Genomic DNA, 21,559 nt, shown 5'->3' with positions numbered 1-21,559 from the left:
GATACTGGCGGAGCACGACGATGCTCGCCTGACCCGGTCTTGCGCCGGACTTTCGTACTTGTGTGCATCACACGTATCACGACGCCGGACACAGGGTCCGGCCAGCATTCTAGCCGTGCACGCGTTTCAATTGTTCGAAGGTGGTGATTTTTCCGGCCAATGCGCTCGCCGCCACCGTGTACGGGCTCGCCAGCCATACGTTGCCGGGACCCGAGCGCCCCGGAAAATTACGGTTGATCGCGCTGATGGTCACTTCGTTCGCCTCGGCCGACTGGCCGGGGCCGCAGTTGGCGCACGACCCGCAACCCGGCATCACGAGCGTCACGCCGGCGCGCTCGAATACCGGCAAATAACCCTGCGCTTCGCAATAGGCACGCACCGCCATGGTGCCGAACTGCAGATACAGACGCGTGCTGTCCGGCACTTTCAGGCCCTGCTCGACGCCCCAGCGCAAGACCTCGTGATAGAAGTCGAAGTCTTCGCGCTTGCCCGCCGTGCACGAACCGCCGTACGCGATGTCGATGGCGATGTCCTGCTCCGCTTGCAGCGCCGGGACGCCGTTGCCGGGGTCGCCGGGACGCGCGAGCATCGCTTCGATGGCGCCGGCGTCGAGGCGGATAACGTCGCGGTAGCTGGCGTCCGCGTCGCTTTTCATCCAGTTTTCAAGGGTGAAATCGACATTGCGGCGCTCTTTCAGGAAGGCCACCGTGCGCTCGTCCGGTTCGACGATACCGGTAAAACCGCCCAGTTCCGCGACCATATTCGTGAGCGTCGCCCGTTCGTCGATCGACATGGCGCGCACCGCCGTGCCGCCGTATTCGAACACGAGGCCGATTGCGCCGCCCGTGCGGATCGCGTCCATTTGCAAAAGATGCAGGACGACGTCTTTCGCCGTCACGCCGTCGCGCAACGTGCCGTCGATTTCGATCCGCAACGTTTCCGGCACCTTGCAGCGCACGTAGCCCGTCACCCAGCTATTGGCGATTTCCGTTGCGCCCGCACCGAATGCGAGGCAGCCGAGCGCGCCCGAATGCGGCGTGTGCGAATCCGTGCCGCACACCACCTGACCCGGCAACGCGTATTGTTCGGCCATCAGCGCATGACAGATGCCTTCGGAACCGGGCATGCCGTCGAGCGCGCCGTGCGAACGCACCGGGTAGTCGCGCGAGAACGTGGTGTGTCCTTCCATCAGATTGGCGACGCCGGGCAACAGGCCGTCGCGCACGTGCGGAATGCTTTGCGCGGCCAGCACGAGGTGATCCTGAAACGCGATGATGTGATCCGGTGCATGCAAAGGCGCGAGTTTGCCGAACGCGCGATGCATCAGATGCGCGCACATGCCGGTGAAATAGTCGTGGCTGAAGCGCCAGTCGGCGGCGATGAACACGCCGTCGCCACGCTGCGCGCTCGCGATACCGGGATGAAGATGCCGCTCGATGATCTTCTCGACCAGCGTTTTCGGCGTATTGGCAGCGAGCGTGCCGCGTTCTCGCGGCGCGGGCCATTCCGCGAAACGGCTGTACGCGAGCAGCCCGCCGCTGCGGATGATCTGCTGCGTGAGCGCGTCACGGCCCTTGAGAAATTCTTCGACCGGCACGGCCTCGCCTGCGATCAGGCGATCCAGCACGGAGAAATCGGTGGTGGTGAGAATGCCGATGTTGTCGCAATTCTGCTGGTAAATGCGCTCGAAACTCTCCGCCACGATCAGGCGGATACCCGCCGAAAGTTCCGCGAGCGGACTCGATTCGCGCGAGGAGCCCTTGCCGTAGCGCTTGCCCGCCACCGTCACCTGAAAGCCGCCATTCCTGATCGCGTCGCGGCCGATCGGCATGCGCTCGCCCGCCTTGAAGCCGACGTACGGGTATTGCCCGAGGCGTTCGTCGTAGGTGAGCATGACGGTCACGGGCGTGATTTCGTCGGTCGATACGTTATCGCGCAGCGCGCCCGCCGTGTCGCGCGTGAAGTTCTCGCCGGCGAGTTGCGCCTCGATCACCGCGGGGTTCCCGGACAGGTACAGCACGCGGCCGTCCAGACGAATCGTGTCGCTCATGAGCATTCTCCTTGCGACCACTATACGGCGCGCGCGGCGATTGCCGAAGTGCCGGTACGGCAACGCAGACCTCTCGTTCGGCGACCCCGGGCGCATGCGGGGCGCGTGCCGGACGACGGGCCGGCCCTGCTAACGCTGATTGCCGAGAAAGCTCACCAGCGCGGCCGCGCTCGCCGTGAGCTGCTCGCGCGCCTTGAAGATCATCACGAGATGCCGCACGGCCCAAGCATCGCTCAGCGGCAGCAAACGCACGTCCAGCGCGTTCACGTACAGCAGACCGACCTGCTCCGGCACGATGGCCATGCCTAGCCCGGCGTGCACCATGCGGCACAGCGCGTCGAGACTGCTCACGCGTATCTTCACGTCCATCTGCCGTCCAGCATTGGCCGCCTGCTGCGCGAGCAATTGCGTCAGCGCGCTTTCGCTGCGTAGCCCGACGAAACTGTCGCCGAGTAAGTCGGCGAGGGCGACACGCGCAGCCGCCGCGAGACGATGGCCGCCAGGCACCAGCACGGCCAGACGGTCTTCGCGATACGGCACCTGCTCGAAAGCCTCGCTGCCCGCCACGGCGTTGCAAATGCCGAAGTCGGCGCCGTGTTCGCCGACGATACGCAGCACGTCCGTACTGTTTTCTTCTTCGAGTTCGATCGACACATCGGGAAAAGCACGTCCGAACGCGGCCACGTCTTCAGGCAAAAACTGCACGATCGACGACAGATTCGCCACCACGCGAACCCGCCCCTTGGCGCCGGACGAGAAGCGCGACAACTCCGCGCTCATCTGTTCGATATTGCCGATGATCGCCAACGCGTAGCGCAACACGGTCTCGCCCACCGGCGTGACCGTAATGCCGCGCGATTGACGCTGGATCACCGGCAAGCCGATCAGGGCTTCGATCTCGGCAATCCGCCGGCTCACCGCCGACGACGCGATGAACTCGCGCTCGGCCGCACGCGCGATGTTCTGCTCCTGACAGACGGCGACGAACAGGCGCAGCGAGGTGAGGTCGAGTTTCTTGAGAAGATTTTCCATGGTCTCGGGTACTGGGCAGGCAGCGCCGCTTCGATGCGGCGCGTGCTCAAGCGGTCAAGGTCGGCTTGCCCCACACTATGTCGATCGTTATATTACGCTGCGAGGCCGCTGAACGATCGCGCGCGCACGAAACCACTTTGATTCGAAGGGAGAAGTCATGCTGTCGATACGGAATGCCGCACGAACACGCGCCGCCATCGCGGGAATGCTGCTAGTGCTGCTCGCCGCCTGCGCGACGGACACCACGACGCTGAAGTCGCAACGCGTCGCCGTGGATGCAAAGCCCAACGGCATCGCCGTGCGGCCGGGCGACGGCATGGTCTTTCTGACCGACGACACCACCGGAAGCATTCTTTCATCCGCCGACGCCCACACGTTCACGCCGTATGCCGCCATTCCTGCCGGAGGCGCCGCCGGAAACAGCTTGAGTCAGCTGAGTTTCGCCGACGCCCGCACGCTGCTGATCGAACGGTTCGGCTTCGGCACGTCGAGCGCGTTGCTGGCGGTGAATGCGCCCAACGCGGTGACCGTGCTGGCCGGACCAGACCCGGCACGCCGGCGTCTGGGCCTCGCGATCGTCGCGCCGGGCCAGGCGCTCTCCACGTGGTTCGTGAAGGACGGCAATCAGCCCGCGCGTGGCGGCCTGAGCCTGCTGACCTACAACCTTGCGGCCGGCACGGCAACCGAGCGCGATCTGCTCAGCGGGCTCGGCAAACCGGTCGGTGTCGCGATTGCCGGGAATACCGTCTTCGTGTCGGACCAGGCGAACCATGCCATCGTCAGCGCGCCGCTCGACGCTCTGCTCGCATCGACGCAGCCCAGCGCGCAACACCACGTCGTCGCGCGGGTGGAAAGCCCGGATCTACTCGCCGCGGACAGCAACGGCACGCTCTACACGAAATGCAATTCCACGGACTTCTGCCGCATTTCATCCGATGGTACGGCGTTCGTGATCGCCAGCGACTTCCACGACGCGCGCGGCGTCGCCATCGACACCGCGCGTCATCGGCTTTACGTGGTGGATCGCGCGGCGTCGGGCGGCCCCAGTTACGTGCATATCCTGTCGCTGCCGTAAAACCCATACGCATTTCGTTTCACCACGCTGCCAGCCGCGATACCTCGCGGCTTTTTTCATAGCTTCGCGCTCATCATTGCCATATCGGCTTGCGCATGAACCAGACCGGACGCGGCTTTGCGCTGCATGGCCCCGCCACGTGACGTTGACCGGCGAAATATCCGTGCGTATATTTCGAAGCAGAATTTACGTTACAGGTGCGCATGGCGATGTCGAAGGCAAGCATTGACTCTCACATGCTCAGAGTCCTCCATACGCTGCTCACCGAATCGAGCGTGTCGCGCGCGGCGACCTTGCTCGGACAATCCCAGCCCACGGTCAGCCTCGCATTGCGCCGGTTGCGAGAACTCACTGGCGACCCTTTGCTCGTGCGCAGCGGCAGCAGAATGGTGCTGACCACGCACGCCCTCGCGCTCATCGATCCCGTCGCTCAGGCATTGACGAGTATCGAAGCGATTCTTCATCCGCATACGGGATTCGATCCGGCCACGACCACGAACACGTTTCGTATCGGTTCGCCGGATTACCTCGACGTGTCGTTCGTGCCGGCCGTGATCGACGCTTTTCATACTGCCGCGCCCAACGCCAAGCTCGAATTCAAGCATCTCATGATGATCGACGGCGGCTACGAAAACGGCCTCGAAACGGGTCTGCTCGATCTCGTGATCGGCAACTGGCGAACGCCGCCGGAACATCTGCATCTGCAACCGCTGTGCAACGACGAACTGGTCTGCCTGATCCGCAACGATCATCCGATTGCGCGCGGCGAACTCACCCAGCGCGCCTACGAAGAGGCCGAACATCTGGCCGTGACCACGGTGAACACGACGACGTGGGGCACCATCGATATCGAACTCGCGCGCAACGGCTTGTCGCGCACGGTGACGACCACGCTGCCCTACTTCGGCATGGCGCCGTACGTGCTGGTGCGATCCAATCTTCTCTTCACGACGACGCGCACTCTCGCGACTCACTACGCGAGCATCCTGCCGCTGCGCATCGAGCCGATTCCCGGCGCGAAGGCCGCGCTCACCTACTATCAACTCTGGCACGATCGCGTGCATCGTGGCGATTCGGCTATCTGGCTGCGTCGACTGGTGTCGAACGTGGCGCGCACTTTGAGTCCCTGAGAACATCGGAATACGCGTAAAACAAAAAAGGCGCCGCAAGCCGATGCTTGCGACGCCACGAACGGTTCGACATGATGTCCGCGAGACAGGACGCGGACGCGCAGCCGAAGACCGCGACGCTGGTCGGTCAGAATGAAGCGGCGTCGTAATGGAGACGGTCCTGCGTAAAACGCCAGAAAACGCCTAGACGGGTGCTGCCGCCATCGCTTTGATCAACTCGGCCTTGCCCGCGGTGGCCTGCCCCAGTAATGCGAAGCCGAGCAGCTTGCGATCGGGCGGACTCTCGCACACGGCGCGCAATGCCGCGGCCGCAACACCACTGGCTTCGCTTTCTACGCCGTCGACGCGCCACTCGCCCTCTCCCGCCGGTGTCACGATGACGGCCGGCAATGCCGGTGTTTTCACCGTCACCGGCATCACCGGAAAATCGACACGCGTTTCGTTGCCCGACAGCGTGCGAGCCAACGCGCGCGCCGCATGCATGATCGGCAGGACATAGGGCTGCACTTTGCCGTCTATCGCCGCGCAATCGCCTAATGCAAAGACGTCCGGCGCGCTCGTGCGGCACCATGCATCAGTGCGTACGCCGTTGTCGATTGCAATGCCCGCACGCGCCGCCAGACCGGTTCGCGGCGCGAGGCCGATGGCCGACAGAACGAGATCGGCGCTCAAGCTCTCTCCGTTCGAACAAGTCAAACGGTAGCCCTGCTGCGTGCGCGTCATTTCAGTAACAGAGGTACCCAGGTGCAGATTCACGCCATGTTTGCCGAGTGCAGCGGCAAGCGCGTTGCCCACCGTTCCGGGCACGAGTCGAGAGAGCGGCGCGGCGGCCGGATCGAGCAATGAAACGCGATAGCCCGCCAGCGCGAGATCGTTGGCGAACTCACAGCCGATCAATCCCGCGCCGAGAATCGCGACCGATCCGGCCTCGCGCAACCGTCCACGAAATTGCGCGTAATCGCTGAGATTGTTGACCGAGAGGATGTCGGCCGCGCCGTCGCCGGCAACCGGAATACGTCGTGCGTCGGCGCCGAGTGCCAGCACGAGTTGCCGGTACTGAAGCGTGTTTTCGCCGACGACGACTTCATGCCGCTCCACGTCGATGCGCTCGACGACACTATGCGCAAGAACACGCGCGTTCAATTGCGCGGCCATGGTCCTCGCATCGGAGACCGCCAGTTCGCTGGCCTGTTTTTTCATCGCGAGCGCGTTGGAGAGCGTCGGCTTCGAATAAAAGCAGCCGTCGTCTTCGCTGATCAGCACGAGCGGCACGGTGCTGTCGAGTTTGCGCAGTTCACGCGCGACGGTATAGCCCGCGAGTCCCGTGCCGACGATTACCACGGCCGGCGCGTTCGCTTCGAAGTCGCTGTTTTTGCCTTTATTCATGCGCTCACCGCCTGCATGTCGAAGTCGTGCTTACCCGTGCCGCAGTCGGGACACAACCAGTCTTCGGGTACGTCTTCCCAGCGCGTGCCGGCCGCGATGCCCGCTTCCGGCAAACCGAGCGCCTCGTCATAGCGAAATCCGCAGATCACGCATTCCCAGATTTTCATGATGTCTCTTCCTCTTTCCAACTGTGCTGTTAAATGCGCGTCGACACGTGCCGACGCTTATCAACGCACATACGCCTGGCCCAGACCGATATCGGCCAACGCGCGTCGATATGCACCGGACGAACGATCGGCAAGGATCGGCGCTTCCGCGCTGCGGTCGATCGGCAGATCTTCGGGACATTGCAGTTCGACGATCGCGCGATCTTCTTCGAAGACCTGGCGATTGAATTCGTAAACGTCGTCGAGCGGCAGATCGGTGTCGAAATTGCGGGCGATCGGCACGAACAGCCGCGTCAATCGCGAGGAAACCGGACTCGCCGCATTCAGGATCGACAGACGTCCGTTCTCCGGAAAGTGCACCGTGAGACGCGCGAAGAACGGCACGTCCACTTCGAATACGCGACGCCACGGGAATCCGTCCGGCGCGCGATGCTGCATCGATTTCGGAAAGTTGCTGACCGTGCTCACGTATTCGGCGCGCAAGCCACGATCGCGACGCTCCACGGAATACTGCGGCACCACCGGGTTGTGCCGGTCGGCGAAACTGTCGTGGTGAATCCAGGCGAAGTGCGCGACGTCGATAAAACCTTCGGTCTGACGGCCGGCGGAAGCCTTGATGTCGATCGAAGGCGGCAGGATCTGTTGAAAGCCTTCGCTATTCCACGCCGGAAAATCCGGCAAAGGCTGAGTGCCGCCGCCCAACGATACCCACACGAGACCGTAGGCTTCCTGCGCGGGATACGTGGTCAGATGCAGGCGATCCGGGATGGGTCCGTCCGATTGCGACGGAATGTGTTTGCACTTGCCGTCCGCGCCGTAACCGAGCCCATGATACGGACAAACCAGATGGCCATTCTCGACCCATCCACGGCTGAGCGGCGCGCCGCGATGCGGACACACGTCGCGTGCGGCGAATACCTTGCCGTCGAGCCGATAAATCACGAGCGCTTCGTCGAGCAGAGTGACGGACAGCGGCTTGTCGCCGAGGTCCGCATTGAATGCAACCGGATGCCAGTACTGGCTCAGGATGTTCCAGTCGTGCGGATCGAACGTGCAGTTGCGCGGCAGGTTCGGGGAACGCTGAAACGTCAGCGAGGAAGCCTGAGGTGTGGCCATGCTTGTCTCCAATGTTCTGTGGGGCGTAGAGCGGTTCGGTCGCGAAGTTCTGTCGATCCCACCGCCTGAAGACAACGATAGCCGTGCACCTTTTGCGGGCCAATCCGGCCGCGAACATTGACTCTATTTCGACCGGGCAATGTGACCCTGACATGTGTGTCAGAAAGGCGACAAATTCCCAAGATATGGTTTACGGAACGGTAACGGACCGTTATATTTCGCAACATATAACGGGACGCATCCTGTTGTCTGACTGAACGTCGCCAGACACGCAGTGAACATGGCGCACAACGCCGTTCACGCGGCCCCGCCAGCTCCATCGTATTTCCCAGACCTGACCTGTTTTCAGCGCAGCCGTGCGCGGCTACGCCGTGGGCGCTCGTCTCGCTTATTTGCCGCATCTGTACTCATTGCCAACTCTGATTCACGCAGCGCGCGATCTCGACGCGCCGCACGATCAGCCTGAAAAGAAGAAGGAAAAAATGAAGAAGACCATTCTCGCCGCCGCCGTTCTCGGAAGCGTCACGCTCAGCGCTCACGCGCAAAGCAGCGTCACGCTGTACGGCCTGATCGACGCAGGTATTAGCTACGTCAATCACGCCCGTGCCGGCACGGGCCACGACGATCTCGTCAAGTACGACGACGGCGTTGCATCGGGCAGCCGTTGGGGTCTGCGCGGTACGGAAGATCTGGGTGGCGGCCTGAAGGCGCTGTTCGTGCTGGAAAACGGCTTCAATAGCGGCACCGGCGCACTCGGCCAGGGCGGCGCACTGTTCGGCCGCCAGGCTTTCGTCGGTCTGTCGCAGAACGGCGTGGGCTCGCTGACGTTCGGTCGCCAGTACTCGTTCTCGACGGACTTCCTGGGCGGCTCATATTCGACCGGTAGCCAGACCGCCGCCGGCAACTACGCGTACCACATCAACGACGTCGACCAGCTGACGTCGAGCCGTATCAACAACGCGGTGAAGTTCACCAGCGCGAACTTCTCGGGCTTCACGTTCGGCGGTTTGTACGGCTTCTCGAATCAGGCTGGCGCGTTCGCCGGCGCACCGGCAACCGGCACGACGGCGGCACCGGTCGCGGGTTCGTCGCGCACGTACAGCTTCGGCGCGAACTACGCGAACGGCCCGGTTAGCGTGGGCGCGGCGTACACGGATATCCGCTACCCGAGCCAGGCAGCACCGGCATTCTCGACGACGCTCGCGAACGTTCCGGCGGCCAACGTGGCAACCGGCAATATCCGCGATCTGCGTACTTTCGGCGTGGGCGGCCGCTACGCCATCGGCGCGGCGACGCTGTGGGCGTTGTACACCAACACGCGCTTCGAAGCGATTTCGGGCGCGGCATCCACCTTCACCGCTTACGACGTCGGCGCGAAGTACCAGTTCACGGCAGCATTGAACGTCGGCGCAGGCTACACGTACATGCATCTGGGCGACGCCACCAAGGGTCACTGGAATCAGGCCGACCTGAGCGTCGACTACAACCTCAGCAAGCGCACCGACGTCTACGCGCTCGGCATCTATCAGCTCGCTTCGGGCCGCAACGGTACGCAGGACGTGCAAGCGCAGATCGGTTCCAGCACGAGCTTCTTCGGCCCGTCGGGTCCCGGTGCGGACAACCAGCTCGCCTTCCGCGTCGGCGTGCGTCACCGCTTCTGATGCAGACGAGCCTCGCGGCCCGCGAGGCTTCGACAAAGCAGGCCGCCCGCTTTTACGCGGGCGGCTTTTTTTTGCACTCGCCTTCAACGTTCCGCTGGAGAAGCCGACGCCTGCACCGTGCCGAACAACGCCAGATGACGCGCCTCGGTCGCGTCGTCGGCCGGGAACATGCACTCGATGCGCAACTCCTGCGCGGCGATGCTCTGCGGCGTGCCGACACTGGCGACCATCGAGAAGTAGTTGAGTACTTCGCCGTCTTTGACGAAGCCAATCGGAATCACCGGCATGGCCGGCGAAGGCGAAAGCGTGGCGGCTTTCTGCTGCGGCGCAGATTCGGATGCAACAGCGGATGCAACATCGGACGCCTCAGCGGAAAAGGCCTCCAGTTCGGCCAGCAACGCGTGTGTCTCTTCGTCCGCTACGCGCCCCACTGCTTCGCGATGAACACGCTGAATCAGACTATCGGAGACCGCCGGCCAGTCGGCCACGAATGGACGCATACCCTGCGGGTCGAAGATCAGATGCAGCATGTTGCGCGGTCCCTTGCGCGCCGCCATGTCGATGAAGCTGTTGAAGAAACGCGGCGCGGCGTCGTTGGTCATCAGCACGTTCCAGTGCCGGTCCATCACGAGCGCCGGAAACGGCTCGTGCTGCCGCAACATGCGACCCAGCGCACGCGTCACGCTCTCCATTTCCCGCGCGTTCCAGGCAGCGTCGGAATAGACCGGCGCATAACCCGCCGCCAGCAGCAGCGTATTGCGTTCGCGCAGCGGAATGTCGAGCGTCTGCGCGATATCGATCAGCATCTGGCGGCTCGGCACACTGCGTCCGCTTTCGATGAAACTGATATGGCGCTGCGAGACGCCCGCATTGAACGACAGATCCAGCTGACTCGTGCCGCGTAAATCGCGCCAGTAGCGCAGCAGCGCGCCGAGTTCGCCCGGCGGCGTCGCGGTATTCGCACTGGCTTTGGCATTCACTTTCGCAGGCTTCATCGGACGGTCATCCACGAAGGGTTGTCGATCATGCGGGCAAGCATACTCTCCACCGCTGCCCGCTTCGGCATCAGGCGTCCGACGCGCGCCATGCATGCACCTGGAACTGCGATTCCAGCGGCGGCTGGGTGATATTGCCCACGTAATTCGTGATCGTGGACGCCGCCAGCACCGCCAGCAGTTCGAGTACCTGATCGCGGCGAAAACCTGCCTCGATGAAGGCATGCAGATCATCGTCGTCGAGATGGCCGCGTTTCTGGATCGCGGTTTTCGTCAGCGTGGAAAGTGCGGCGTAACGGCGATCTTCGGGCGCGCGAGCAGCGCGAATGGCGTCGACATCGGCGGCTGTCAGACCCTGCTGCAACGCGAGTGCGTTATGAAACGCCACGGCCCACGTGCATGCATTGGTCACGGCATTGGTGAGCAGCAAGGTCTGGATTTCGGCTTCGGTGAAACTGCCGGCATGCACGCGCTGAAACACGCCGATAAAAGCGTCGATCAGCACGGGAGATTCCGCCATCGCGCCCGCGATGTTGGGCACGAAGCCGAAGCTCTGCTGCAACTGTCGCAATACGGGCTTCGATTGCTCGGGGGCGGATTCGATCGTATGAATGTGAAACGTCGACATGATGTGTCCTCGGTCATTAGCGCGATCCGGGATGAACCGCGCGATGACCGAAGATTAGTGGCGGGTGCGAGGCCCGCCAATTACCTCGCATGTAATAACGGCCGCGAAACGCGACATCACGACGATGCGTCGTCCTGGCTTCGATCGGCGCCATCAGGCTCGATTTCCAGCTCTTTCAGCAGCCAGGACTTGAAGATATCGAACGCGAGATGATGATGATACCGCTTCGGATACACGAGGTAATGTCCGATATAGGGCACTTCCCGCGTGCGTCCGAGCAGCGGCGTGGCGAGCGTGCCGTTCTTCAGTTCGCGATCGGCCAGCAAGGTCGATTCGAGCACGACGCCGAGTCCGTCGACCGCGGCCGCGATCGCCATCGAACTGCGGTCGAAGTGCAGGCCGTAATGGCTCGGCGGCGTCAGATCGTTCGCTTCGAACCAGCCTTTCCACTGGAACATCTGCACGTCGCATTGAATCAGTGTGTGCGCATAGAGGTCTTCCGGGCTGCGAATCTGCCCGGCCAATTCCGGCGTACACAACGGCGTGAGCTTCTCCAGCGCCAGCGGAATCTTTTCGTGCGGCGACGGTTTCGGCTCGCCGTACACGATGTCGAGATCGAAGTCGTCGTTTTCGAAACGCGCGTAATCGGTGCTGGCGGAAAAGCGCAGGTCGATATTCGGATTTTCGCGCACGAAACCCGACAGGCGCGGCAGCAGCCATTGCGTCGCGAAACTCGGCGCCGTATGCAGGCGCAGCGGACTCGGCCCTTCGTTGGCGAGCAGCGCGAGGCCACGTCGCATTTCATCGAGACCGCGCTGCACGTGTTCGAGCAGGACCGCGCCGTCGCGGGTCAGTTTGACCTCGCGCGTGCTGCGCTGAAAAAGCCGCAGGTTCAAGGTCTCCTCCAGTTTGCGGATGGAGTGGCTCACCGCGCTTGGCGAGAGGTCCAGTTCCTCGGCCGCCAGTGCGAACGAACTGGTGCGGCCGGCCGCCTCGAAGACGCGCAGGAACGGCAGCGGCAGCTTGCGAATCGACGTCATGCGTGAATTCCATTCATGAATAGGTGCAATCTTTTCTTTTGTCAGGCGGTTTTTCCCAATGACACGCTGCCTCTGCGTCGAATAGATTGGCAACAGATGAATGAAACGCACCTGTCCGCGCCAAGCTGTTCAGCTACGACTCACAACTTCCCGAAAAGCACCAGGACGGAGACATGACACCCATCACCGACTCACCGCGGCCGGCCGCCGACGCGCCCGCTCAACGCACCGCCGCCTCCGGCGCCTCCGACACCTCCACGCACGCCGCCCGCCACGCCGAGCTTGCCGACCACGCCTACCGGATTCGCCGCTTCGCGCTGCGCATGGGCGAAGTGCAGGGCCAGGGCTATATCGGTCAGGCACTCGGCCTCGCCGACGTGCTCGCCGTCGCGTGGTGCCACGCCATGAACCTGCGTCCGGAAGACCCCGAATGGGAAGGCCGCGACCGCTTCCTGCTGTCGCACGGACACTACGCCATTGCCCTTTACGCCGCGCTGATCGAAGCCGGCGTCATTCCGGAAGCCGAACTCGACACCTACGGCTCGGACGACAGCCGCCTGCCGATGTCGGGCATGGCGACCTACACGCCGGGCATGGAAATATCCGGCGGCTCGCTCGGCCAGGGTCTGACCATCGGCGTCGGCATGGCGCTGGGTTTGCGTCTGAAAGGCAATCCGGCGTTCGTCTACAACTCGATGTCGGACGGCGAACTCGACGAAGGCGCCACCTGGGAAGCCGCGCTCTCCGCCGCGCACCATCGCCTGTCCAACCTGATCGTACTCGTGGACATCAACCGTCAGCAGGCCGACGGCCCGTCGCACGACATCCTCGCGTTCGAACCGCTCGCGGACAAATGGCTGGCCTTCGGCTGGCACGTGGAACGCGTGAACGGCAACGACCTCGCCGCCGTGATCGAAGCCTTCGACCGGGCGCGCGCGCTGACCGACGAGAAGCCGCGCGTGATCCTGTGCGACACGCTGATGGGCAAAGGCGTGCCCTTCCTCGAGGCACGCGAGAAAAATCACTTCATTCGAGTCGATCAGGAAGAGTGGCAGCAAGCGATTGCCGTGCTCGATCAGAACCACCAGCAAGGAGATCGCTCATGAGCGCCGTTGCCGAAAAGAAACCCCGCTTGACCACCTCCGCGATGATCGCGTCGATCGCATCGGAAGGCCAGCGCACCCGTCCGGCGCCATTCGGTCACGCGCTCGTTGCCGAAGCGGAGAAACGCCCGAATATCGTCGGCATGTCCGCTGATCTGTCGAAGTACACCGACCTGCATATCTTCGGCAATGCGTTCCCGAAGCGCTTCTTCCAGATGGGCATGGCCGAGCAGTTGCTGATGGGCGCCGCAGGCGGCATGGCGAAGGAAGGCTTCATTCCGTTCGCCACGACCTACGCGGTGTTCGCCACCCGCCGCGCCTACGACTTCATCCACCAGGTGATCGCCGAAGAAAACCTCAACGTGAAGATCTGCGCAGCATTGCCGGGCCTGACCACGGGTTACGGTCCGAGCCACCAGGCCACCGAAGACATCGCGCTGATGCGCGGCATTCCGGGCCTCACCATCGTCGACCCGTGCGATGCGCTCGATACCGAACAGGCCGTCAGCGCGATCGCGGCTCACAATGGCCCGGTCTATATGCGCCTGCTGCGCGGCAAGGTGCCGGCCGTGCTGGACGATTACGACTACACCTTCGAACTGGGCAAGGCCAAACTGCTGCGCGACGGCACCGACGTACTCATCATCTCGTCCGGCATCATGACCATGCGCGCGCTCGAAACCGCGCAGGCCATGGACGACGGTTCGGCCAGCGTCGCCGTGCTGCACGTGCCGACCATCAAGCCGCTCGACGAAGCCACCATCATCGAGCAATGCAAGCGGCCGGGCCGGCTCGTGATCGTCGCAGAGAACCATAGCTGCATCGGCGGACTCGGCGAGGCTGTCGCCACCGCGCTGATGCGTGCACGCGTCATGCCGGAATTCCGGCAGATCGCGCTACCCGACCAGTTCCTCGACGCGGGCGCCCTGCCGACGCTGCACGATCGCTATGGCATCTCGACGTCGTCGATCGTCGAGAACATCAAACACTGGCTCAAGTAGGCGAATATCATGAAGGTAACGTTTGTGGGAATCGGAGCGATCGGCCTGCCGATGGCGCTCCGCGTGAAGCAGGCCGGACATGACGTGACCGGCGTCGATCTGTCGAGCCAGGCGCGCGACATCGCGCAGACCAGCGGGCTGTCCGCGGTCGGCTCGTTCGACGCGGCCCCCGCCGCCGAAGTCGTGATCGCGATGGTAGCGACGCCCGCGCAACTGGCCTCGCTGGTCGACAGCGTGGTCGACGCGGTGGCGGGACAGCGCTGGCTCATCATGTCCACGGTGGGTCCGGCGAGCGTGCGTGAACAGGGCGCGCGTTTGCGTGCGGCCGGCGCGCGCGTGGTCGATGCACCCGTGACGGGCGGCGTCGCGCGGGCCAAAACCGGCGAGCTGGTCCTGTTCGCCTCGGGCAATCACGACGACATCGGCGCCTTGCGTCCCGTGCTCGACGCGATGGGCAGCGTGCGCATCACCGGCGAGAATCTCGGCGACGGACAGAGCATCAAGGTGGTGAACCAGCATCTGTGCTCCGTGCACATCGTGGCCGCCGCCGAGGCCTTGAGCCTCGCCGGCTCGCTCGGTCTCGATCCGGCCACCGTGCTCGAACTGATCGAGAAAGGCGCGGCCGGTTCGTGGATGTTGTCCGATCGCGGCCCGCGCATGCTCGGCGGCACCGACGTATCCGTGACGAGCGCCATCAATATCTTCGTCAAGGACAGCGACCTGGTCGCCGCTGCCGCCGAGGGTTGCGGCGCCGACGTGCCCCTGCTCGCGATTGCCAATGCCCGCTACCACCAGGCCGCGGACTCGGGCCTCGGCGCGCGGGACGATAGCCGCGTGATCGAAACGTGGCGCTAAGTTGCCGCCGCGACCGCCACGCTTCCCAGCGCGCGAGAAGACTTAAATAAAACGACTCGACAACGACTCGAAAACGATCTGGAGACACAAGCCATGAATGCCTCACCTGCGACAACCGCCGCGAAAGACAACCCCGTCAAGGTCTCGTTTGCCTCGATGATCGGCTCAGCGGTCGAGAGTTACGACTTTTTCATCTACGGCACGGCCGCCGCCGGCTGGTTCGGGAAGATCTTCTTCCATACGAACGAGCCGATCATCGGCATCCTCGCGGCCTTCGCGACGCTCGCCGTCGGCTTCCTGATGCGTCCGTTCGGCGGCTATCTGGCGGGCCATTTCGGCGACCGGCTCGGCCGCAAGACCGTGCTGTTCTGGTCCCTGCTCGCGATGGGCGCAGCGACCGTGCTGATCGGCGCGTTGCCTACCTACGATCAGGTCGGCGTGCTCGCGCCGGTGTTGCTGATCCTTCTGCGCATGGTGCAGGGCGTGGGCTTCGGCGCCGAATGGGGCGGTGCCGTATTGATGGCGTGTGAACATGCGCCGGCGAAACGCCGCGGCTTTTTCGGCGCGGTGCCGCAAGTGGGCATTCCGCTCGGACTGCTGCTCGCCAACGGCGCGTTCCTGCTCTCATCGCATCTGTTCGAAGGAAACTGGGTGTGGCGCGCGCCGTTCCTCGTCTCGTTCGTGATGGTCGCGATCGGCATCTTCATCCGTTTGAGCGTGAAGGAATCGCCCGCATTCGAAGCCATCAAGGCGAGCGAAACGATCATCAAGCAACCCGCGCTGCAAGTGCTGCGCAACGACTGGCCAATGATTCTGAAGATCATCGGCCTGCGTCTCGCGGAAACCGGCGGCTACTACATCACTACCAGCTTCATGCTCTCGTACGTGATGCTGGCGCATGTGTCGAGCAAGGAAAACGTGCTGTGGGGCACCATGATCGGTTCGGCGATCGGCCTCGGCAGCCATCTGCTCTACGGCGCTTTGAGCGACCGACTGGGTCGGCGTCCGCTGTTCCTGTTCGGCTCGCTGTTCACGATCCTCTTCGGCGTGCCGATGTTCCTGCTGATCAACACGGGCGCGGGCATCATGGTCATTACGGCAGTGTCGCTCTCGCTGCTGTTCAGCCACGATCCGATTTTCGCCGTGGAATCGAGCTGGTTCTCCGAACAATTCCCCGCCAATGTGCGTTCGTCGGGCATTTCGCTGGGCTACAACGGCGCGTCGGTGGTGGCGGGATTGCTGCCGTTCCTCGCGACCGGACTGTATGGCGTGGTCGGCTGGATGGGACCGGCCATCATGTTCTCGCTGCTCGGCGTGGTGTCCAGTCTGTGTGCGTTGTCGATGCGCGAGACTGCACCTGCGGTGGTGGAGCGAGGCGCGGATGTGGGGATGGGAAGGGCTGGGGTGAGGACGCGATAGGAGGTCGAGTTGGCGTAGGTCTAATGCTTTTCCAAAAGTCGAGAAAAGTGACTTATTACGCCGCCTGCGAGGCAAAGGGGCCGCTTGTGCGGCCCCTTTTCTGTGAAGATTTATGAAAGACCCACAACACGCTTTCACGCCGTTAAAGGATTGCTGCTCGGTCCTGATCGCCTCACGGTCTAGTACCAGAGATTGCTGCAGACGTATGCACTCGTCTGCTTGGTTGCGTAGCCCCAACCAAGCTTCATGGATGAATTTTCGCCTCGCCGCTCTGTGATACAGGTGCTGCAATTGCCCAGGGATATTGCAGTTTGACTCAATCAGGCAACGTCTCGCACAGCCAGGTGCCATCTCCTTTCAGCGCCCTCGTCAGTTTCGCCCCGTAATCGTACAGAATCCATTGCGCGTCACATCGAACCTCTTGGTCTGAATATGGCCAAGTCGAGAGTTTTCCTCCGAGATCAAACTGAAAGATCGTTTTCATATCTTTCCGCGTGACCTCAATGGATTCCAACTTCTGCCCATCGAGAAATCTGAGCGCCTTGTCGATCACCGTGTTCGACGTTTCATTGGCTGCAAGCTGCAAACCATCAGCATCGATCGCCCAGTTGCACATATAGATCCAAAGATACCACTGTCCAAACACTGTCACTTGGCGACGAGCGGCAAGTCTTCGAGCAGATGGCGAGGCCGATTGGGATATGTAAGGCTCCCGAATTCGCAGACGCGGCGCCCCGAATTCAAGAGTAAGAAACGAGCCAACTCCCTTCCGAACCTGCCAGGTTGGTAAGCCGTATAGTTCCGAAAAGGCGTCTCTCACTTTCGACCGTTCTCAGCAAAATAGCGCTCGCATAGTTCGATGTCTTGAGGACGGCAATCTTCCGGCGCCGCAAGATACTCCCGAAGGCGCCGCTCCAGGCGAAGCTGAACCTCTTCAGCTCGCAAATCAACCAACTTGATCCGTACAACGTAGGCGGCGACGCCAAGAAGTACCTCGTAGAGTGCAGTATGCAGGTTGCGCATTATCGTTTCTTCAGGAGAGCCAATATATCGACCTTCAAGCTCATCTGCCATGTCGTAAAGTCCCTCGATGGAATATCGACCCGATCCGGATACGCTCGGCGAGAGAGAACGCAAATCGATTTCGACAGGCCACTCGGAAATTGCACGAGAGAACAATTCACTGAATTTGACTGGCATATATTTTCCTTCGGTCTTCATTTTCGGATACGTCCATCCGGCCAGATGCTTTGAGGGGCACGGCCGTTTTCCCACGATTTCCGATTCGGCCAACGCTTCCACTGATCACCACCGTGACTAGACGTATCCTTTTCCCAAACGGATCCATCGATACATTGCTTTCCGCGGCTACCATTGATATTGCCAAACCTCTCCGGTGCTTCGGTTGGATTGTTAGGATAAACAACAGGATCATCAGCGTTGCCGTCCGCAAAGGTTCCACCCGCGGAATCGTTTGGCCAGTCGTCAACCCCTCGCGAATGCGATCCAGGCGTCCAAGGACCTCTTCCACTGCCAGGAACGAACGGAACTGGGGTATATCCCCCGATCGCCCACTGCAACCCCGCCGGATCAGTCAGTTGCACCGGATCCCCACCCACATAAGCATACGCATTCGTCTGCCCACTCGCCCAGCCAATCGGATCTTCACTGATGAACCGTCCCGTCGCCGGACTGTAATACCGGTTCCGGTAGTAATACAGCCCCGTCCCGTCGTTCTCCCGCCCCGTGTACTGCTGCGTATTCGGATACGCCGCGCCCGTCTGCGTGGTCACGCCGTACGGCTGATACCGGTACTGCGTCTGGCTCTGCTGGTTCGCATCCGTCAATGCGATCACGTTGTTGTTCGCGTCGCGCAGGACATAGCGGTCCTGGCTCGCGTCGTCGCCGATGCGCTGGTACGTCAGCTCGTCCAGCCCCGTCTCCGGATACGGTGAGAACAGCCGGTTGCGATGCGCGTAATCGTCGTCGCCGATCGTGAAGCTCAGTTCGTCGCCGATCCAGTACGACTGCGTCCGGTGACCGTTGACCGTCTGGTCGCGCCGGTGACCGTCGATGTCGTAGATGAAGCTCGCCGTCACGCCGCCGGTGATGCCCGCAAGCAGCCCCTGCGCGTTCCAGCTGTACTGGTTCACGCCGTCGCTGGCGAGGTTGCCGTTCAGGTCGTACGTCAGTGTTTTGCCCGACCAGCGCGTGAGCTGGTTCGCCGCGTTGTACTGCGCGTCGTTCACCGCCTGCGGCAGGTCCACTTTCGCCAGGCTGCCGCCCGCGCTCACGCGACGCCCGGCAAGGTCGTAGCCATACGTCAGGTCGCCCAGCACGCTGCCGTCGGCGCGCCGGTACGTGATGCCGGTCAGCTGGCTGGCCGCGTCCCATGCATAGGTAATCGTGATGCCGTTGGCCAGCGTCGCCTGACTGCGCCGGCCGAGTGCGTCGTAGGCGTAGCCGAACACGCGGGCTGGCTCGCCGTTCAGCGTGTAGCTGATCTGCGTGACGCGGTGTTCGGCGTCGCGCTGGTACGCCACCGACGTGTCGTTCATGTCGAGGCGCGAGAGATCGCGACTGTCCGCGTCGTAGCCCAGCGATACCAGCCCCTGCGAGCTGCCGATCTCCGAAAAACCGTTGGCATAGCCGGTCACACTGTCATACGTGCGAGTCGTTCCCCTTGGCGGCTGGCCAGACCCGGTGTCGATCGTGTGCTGCAGCCTCCCGTACGCGTCCCAGTCGTAACTCCAGTTGCGCAGCGGCCTGCCGTTCGGATTGCCCAGCGGGGGAAAATAAACGCTGACCAGCTGTCCGGCCGCATCGTAGACGTACGTCCTTATCTGGTTCAGCCGGTCGGTCGCCGACGCCAGTTGCCCGGCGCTGGTCCACGTCCACGTTTCGGTATGGCCCAGCGGATCGGTCCTGCTCACCGGCCGGCCCACCGCGTTGTACGTGTACTGCGTGCTCACGCCCTTCGGGTCGCTTTCCGCCAGCAGGCGGCCGTTGCGGTCCCACGTGAAGCGGGTGACGCCGTCCAGCGCGTCGGTGACGGTCAGCGTACGGTCCAGCGCATCGAGCGTGCGGGCCGTCACATGCCCCAGTGGATCGCGCATCGCCGTGATCCGCCCCGCGGCGTCGGGCGTGAACTGCGTCGTGCGGTTCAGCGGATCGGTGATGGCCGTCAGGTCGGCGCCCGTCCACGTGTACTTCGTCACGCCCTTGAGTGGGTCGGTGACCGTCAGGAGGCGTCCCTGCGCATCGCTGGTGAAGGTGGTGCGGTTACCCAGGCGGTCGGTCACCGTCAGCGGGTTGCCGCGCGCGTCGTAGGTGTACACGGTGCTCACGCCGCGCTGCGCGTCACCCGCCTGCGCTTCGCCGAGCAGGGCGTTGTAGCTGTCGAAGGTGCGCGTGACGAGCGTGCCGGACTGGTCGCGCTCGAGCGTACGGTTGCCGTTCGTGTCGTACGCGTACGTGTACTGGCGATCACCTGCGCTGAGGTCCGTCACGCGTCCCGTTGCGTCGCGCGCAAAGGTCTGGGTCTGCGCGAGCGGCTGGTCCGCCGGATAGGTGTTCTTCACGACACGACCGTTGGCGTCGAACACGACGCGCCGGATGCTGCCGCGCCGGTCGGTAACGTCCGTCTGCGCGACCCGGCCGGCCGTCACGGTGTAGGCAAAGCCGAAGGTGCTGTGATCGGCGAGCGTCTGGGACGTGACGCGGTCGTTCGTGTCGTAGGTATTGGTGACCTGGACATTGCCCTCGGGATCGGTCACGCTCACGAGACGGCTTCTGCTGTCCCAGCCGTATTGCCATACGCCACCGTTCGCGTCGGTCACCTGCGTGAGGCGGTCCTGACCGTCGTACTGGTAGCTCACCTGGCGGTTCAGCGGATCGGTGACACGCGAGACGAGCGGTGTGCCACGCGCGCCCACGACCGTCGTGAATGTCAGTACACGGCCATTGGGGCTGGTGATGCGGGTGACGGCGCCGGTGCTGCTGTCGCGTGTGATCGTGACCGTGTTGCCGTTGCGGTCCTGCAGGCTGCTCAGGCGATAGCGCCCTGCGGTCATCGCGAACTGGCGCACGCGGCCATCGCGCAGCGTGAGCACGCGCGTCGAGCCGCTGGTGGTCAGGCTCGCCCGGTAGTACTCGCCCGGGCTTGTGAGATCGTCCCAGGCGTTGCTGCTGCCGGCGCGCGCGGTGAACGGCACCCGCACGCCACTGGCCAGCACGAGCTGCACGCTCTGGCGGATGCCGTTGGCGTCGGCCGCACCTAGCGCGAGGTAGCTGTCGTAGTTGAACGTCGTGCCGACACCGAAGGCGCCCGCCATCGGACGGCCGCTGCCGTCGTAGGCGCCGCTGCGATAGACGCGCGCGAGGTCGGCCGCAATCGTGTCGGCCAGATGCAGGTCGTGCGCGACCAGATGGAACTTCCCGGTGAACAGGCGCACCGGGTCGCCGCCCGAGGTGCTGCTGCCGCAACCGGCGGTGGCGTCGCCTGCCACGCCACCGCCGCCACCGCCACAACCACCGGCGCTGCCCGCCTGACCGTCCACGCCATCGCCGTCGAGCGCGGTGCTGTCTTCGGGTGAAGCCGGCTCGTCGATGTCGGTGCCGCTCGGGCTGCCGCAATAGGCGGCGATGGTGGCGGTGTCGCCGCACACATAGCCGCCCAGCCCGCCGAAGTTGGCCGATGCCGCTTTCAGCGGGCACTGCGGGTCGGCCGGATACGCACCGGAGAGCGCATACAGCGTGCTGCATTCGAGGGCGCGCGCCTGCGGCGCCGCGAACCACGACAGCAGCATGAAAAACAGGACAATGAACGGACGAGCACAGGCCCGACGCGCGAGAACTGCGTCGACAGATTGCATGAAATCAACCAGAACGGAAAAGGGAAA

General features: G+C 63.2%; 18 protein-coding genes. 7 read left to right on the top strand and 11 right to left on the bottom strand.

Features of this window, described 5'->3' with window-relative positions:
- Positions 1–109: 109 nt before the first annotated feature.
- Positions 110–2,050, bottom strand: a complete 1,941-nt coding sequence (locus P3T18_RS14250) for an aconitase family protein (RefSeq protein WP_429300561.1) — start codon at positions 2,048–2,050, stop codon at positions 110–112.
- 129 nt (positions 2,051–2,179) lie between these two features.
- On the bottom strand, positions 2,180–3,082 hold the full coding sequence (locus P3T18_RS14245; protein ID WP_429300560.1) for a LysR family transcriptional regulator: 903 nt from the start codon (positions 3,080–3,082) through the stop codon (positions 2,180–2,182).
- 157 nt (positions 3,083–3,239) lie between these two features.
- Between P3T18_RS14245 and P3T18_RS14240 the strand changes: the two genes are divergently transcribed.
- Together P3T18_RS14240 and P3T18_RS14235 are read left to right on the top strand one after the other, a co-directional pair.
- Complete coding sequence (locus P3T18_RS14240; RefSeq protein WP_429300559.1) at positions 3,240–4,157, top strand: hypothetical protein; 918 nt, start codon at positions 3,240–3,242, stop codon at positions 4,155–4,157.
- Positions 4,158–4,360: 203 nt separating this feature from the next.
- Positions 4,361–5,287 carry a LysR family transcriptional regulator gene (locus tag P3T18_RS14235; RefSeq protein WP_429300558.1) on the top strand — a complete coding sequence of 309 codons (927 nt, stop codon included), beginning with the start codon at positions 4,361–4,363 and terminating at the stop codon, positions 5,285–5,287.
- Positions 5,288–5,470: 183 nt separating this feature from the next.
- On the opposite strand, the gene P3T18_RS14230 is transcribed toward P3T18_RS14235, so the two are convergent.
- Genes P3T18_RS14230 through P3T18_RS14220 form a run of 3 tightly spaced genes read right to left on the bottom strand, consistent with a single transcriptional unit; the run spans position 5,471 to position 7,956 of the window.
- Positions 5,471–6,673 (bottom strand): FAD-dependent oxidoreductase, encoded by a 1,203-nt coding sequence (locus P3T18_RS14230; protein WP_429300557.1) that lies wholly within the window; start codon positions 6,671–6,673, stop codon positions 5,471–5,473.
- Positions 6,670–6,840, bottom strand: a complete 171-nt coding sequence (locus tag P3T18_RS14225) for a rubredoxin (protein WP_429300556.1) — start codon at positions 6,838–6,840, stop codon at positions 6,670–6,672. The genes P3T18_RS14230 and P3T18_RS14225 overlap by 4 nt, the downstream gene beginning before the upstream one ends.
- A 60-nt stretch (positions 6,841–6,900) precedes the next feature.
- On the bottom strand, positions 6,901–7,956 hold the full coding sequence (locus tag P3T18_RS14220; protein WP_429300555.1) for a Rieske 2Fe-2S domain-containing protein: 1,056 nt from the start codon (positions 7,954–7,956) through the stop codon (positions 6,901–6,903).
- Between the two features lie 482 nt (positions 7,957–8,438).
- Here P3T18_RS14220 and P3T18_RS14215 point away from each other — a divergent pair, with 482 nt between their 5' ends.
- Entirely contained in the window at positions 8,439–9,617 is a 1,179-nt protein-coding gene (locus P3T18_RS14215; RefSeq protein ID WP_429300554.1) for a porin, read from the top strand.
- A gap of 83 nt (positions 9,618–9,700) precedes the next feature.
- Here the strand turns inward: P3T18_RS14215 and P3T18_RS14210 are convergent, their stop codons facing one another.
- From P3T18_RS14210 to P3T18_RS14200, 3 genes are all read right to left on the bottom strand, one after another.
- Positions 9,701–10,612 carry a helix-turn-helix domain-containing protein gene (locus P3T18_RS14210; RefSeq protein ID WP_429300553.1) on the bottom strand — a complete coding sequence of 304 codons (912 nt, stop codon included), beginning with the start codon at positions 10,610–10,612 and terminating at the stop codon, positions 9,701–9,703.
- A 70-nt stretch (positions 10,613–10,682) separates the two neighbouring features.
- Complete coding sequence (locus P3T18_RS14205) at positions 10,683–11,240, bottom strand: carboxymuconolactone decarboxylase family protein (RefSeq protein WP_429300552.1); 558 nt, start codon at positions 11,238–11,240, stop codon at positions 10,683–10,685.
- A 116-nt stretch (positions 11,241–11,356) separates the two neighbouring features.
- Positions 11,357–12,280 carry a LysR substrate-binding domain-containing protein gene (locus P3T18_RS14200; protein ID WP_429300551.1) on the bottom strand — a complete coding sequence of 308 codons (924 nt, stop codon included), beginning with the start codon at positions 12,278–12,280 and terminating at the stop codon, positions 11,357–11,359.
- Between the two features lie 173 nt (positions 12,281–12,453).
- Between P3T18_RS14200 and P3T18_RS14195 the strand changes: the two genes are divergently transcribed.
- From P3T18_RS14195 to P3T18_RS14180, 4 genes are all read left to right on the top strand, one after another.
- A complete protein-coding gene (locus P3T18_RS14195) occupies positions 12,454–13,386 on the top strand; it encodes a transketolase (RefSeq protein WP_429300550.1) in 933 nt (310 codons plus the stop codon).
- Positions 13,383–14,384, top strand: a complete 1,002-nt coding sequence (locus P3T18_RS14190) for a transketolase family protein (RefSeq protein WP_429300549.1) — start codon at positions 13,383–13,385, stop codon at positions 14,382–14,384. The genes P3T18_RS14195 and P3T18_RS14190 overlap by 4 nt, the downstream gene beginning before the upstream one ends.
- A gap of 9 nt (positions 14,385–14,393) precedes the next feature.
- Positions 14,394–15,239, top strand: coding sequence for an NAD(P)-dependent oxidoreductase (locus P3T18_RS14185; RefSeq protein WP_429300548.1), 846 nt, complete (start codon positions 14,394–14,396; stop codon positions 15,237–15,239).
- Between the two features lie 93 nt (positions 15,240–15,332).
- The gene (locus tag P3T18_RS14180) at positions 15,333–16,658 is read left to right on the top strand and encodes an MFS transporter (RefSeq protein ID WP_429300547.1); all 1,326 of its coding nucleotides are present in this window, start codon (positions 15,333–15,335) and stop codon (positions 16,656–16,658) included.
- Positions 16,659–16,974: 316 nt separating this feature from the next.
- Here P3T18_RS14180 and P3T18_RS14175 read toward each other — a convergent pair whose 3' ends face one another.
- The 3 genes from P3T18_RS14175 to P3T18_RS14165 form a co-directional block, all read right to left on the bottom strand.
- Entirely contained in the window at positions 16,975–17,274 is a 300-nt protein-coding gene (locus P3T18_RS14175) for a hypothetical protein (protein WP_429300546.1), read from the bottom strand.
- A gap of 200 nt (positions 17,275–17,474) precedes the next feature.
- Positions 17,475–17,879 carry a hypothetical protein gene (locus P3T18_RS14170; RefSeq protein WP_429300545.1) on the bottom strand — a complete coding sequence of 135 codons (405 nt, stop codon included), beginning with the start codon at positions 17,877–17,879 and terminating at the stop codon, positions 17,475–17,477.
- Complete coding sequence (locus P3T18_RS14165) at positions 17,876–21,532, bottom strand: RHS repeat-associated core domain-containing protein (RefSeq protein ID WP_429300544.1); 3,657 nt, start codon at positions 21,530–21,532, stop codon at positions 17,876–17,878. Before P3T18_RS14165 ends, P3T18_RS14170 begins: the two co-directional genes overlap by 4 nt.
- Positions 21,533–21,559: the final 27 nt, after the last annotated feature.

It is taken from the genome of Paraburkholderia sp. GAS199 (assembly GCF_050436585.1).
Taxonomy (GTDB): Bacteria; Pseudomonadota; Gammaproteobacteria; order Burkholderiales; family Burkholderiaceae; genus Paraburkholderia.
Note: the sequence above shows the minus strand (reverse complement) of the source record. Positions and strands in the feature narration are given on the sequence as shown.

Bases quoted from the DNA above. Each gene is read 5' to 3' on its own strand.
- P3T18_RS14250 (WP_429300561.1), bottom strand. From the start codon at position 2,050: ATGAGCGACACGATTCGTCTGGACGGCCGCGTGCTGTACCTGTCCGGG.
- P3T18_RS14245 (WP_429300560.1), bottom strand. From the start codon at position 3,082: ATGGAAAATCTTCTCAAGAAACTCGACCTCACCTCGCTGCGCCTGTTC.
- P3T18_RS14240 (WP_429300559.1), top strand. From the start codon at position 3,240: ATGCTGTCGATACGGAATGCCGCACGAACACGCGCCGCCATCGCGGGA.
- P3T18_RS14235 (WP_429300558.1), top strand. From the start codon at position 4,361: ATGGCGATGTCGAAGGCAAGCATTGACTCTCACATGCTCAGAGTCCTC.
- P3T18_RS14230 (WP_429300557.1), bottom strand. From the start codon at position 6,673: ATGAATAAAGGCAAAAACAGCGACTTCGAAGCGAACGCGCCGGCCGTG.
- P3T18_RS14225 (WP_429300556.1), bottom strand. From the start codon at position 6,840: ATGAAAATCTGGGAATGCGTGATCTGCGGATTTCGCTATGACGAGGCG.
- P3T18_RS14220 (WP_429300555.1), bottom strand. From the start codon at position 7,956: ATGGCCACACCTCAGGCTTCCTCGCTGACGTTTCAGCGTTCCCCGAAC.
- P3T18_RS14215 (WP_429300554.1), top strand. From the start codon at position 8,439: ATGAAGAAGACCATTCTCGCCGCCGCCGTTCTCGGAAGCGTCACGCTC.
- P3T18_RS14210 (WP_429300553.1), bottom strand. From the start codon at position 10,612: ATGAAGCCTGCGAAAGTGAATGCCAAAGCCAGTGCGAATACCGCGACG.
- P3T18_RS14205 (WP_429300552.1), bottom strand. From the start codon at position 11,240: ATGTCGACGTTTCACATTCATACGATCGAATCCGCCCCCGAGCAATCG.
- P3T18_RS14200 (WP_429300551.1), bottom strand. From the start codon at position 12,280: ATGACGTCGATTCGCAAGCTGCCGCTGCCGTTCCTGCGCGTCTTCGAG.
- P3T18_RS14195 (WP_429300550.1), top strand. From the start codon at position 12,454: ATGACACCCATCACCGACTCACCGCGGCCGGCCGCCGACGCGCCCGCT.
- P3T18_RS14190 (WP_429300549.1), top strand. From the start codon at position 13,383: ATGAGCGCCGTTGCCGAAAAGAAACCCCGCTTGACCACCTCCGCGATG.
- P3T18_RS14185 (WP_429300548.1), top strand. From the start codon at position 14,394: ATGAAGGTAACGTTTGTGGGAATCGGAGCGATCGGCCTGCCGATGGCG.
- P3T18_RS14180 (WP_429300547.1), top strand. From the start codon at position 15,333: ATGAATGCCTCACCTGCGACAACCGCCGCGAAAGACAACCCCGTCAAG.
- P3T18_RS14175 (WP_429300546.1), bottom strand. From the start codon at position 17,274: ATGTGCAACTGGGCGATCGATGCTGATGGTTTGCAGCTTGCAGCCAAT.
- P3T18_RS14170 (WP_429300545.1), bottom strand. From the start codon at position 17,879: ATGAAGACCGAAGGAAAATATATGCCAGTCAAATTCAGTGAATTGTTC.
- P3T18_RS14165 (WP_429300544.1), bottom strand. From the start codon at position 21,532: ATGCAATCTGTCGACGCAGTTCTCGCGCGTCGGGCCTGTGCTCGTCCG.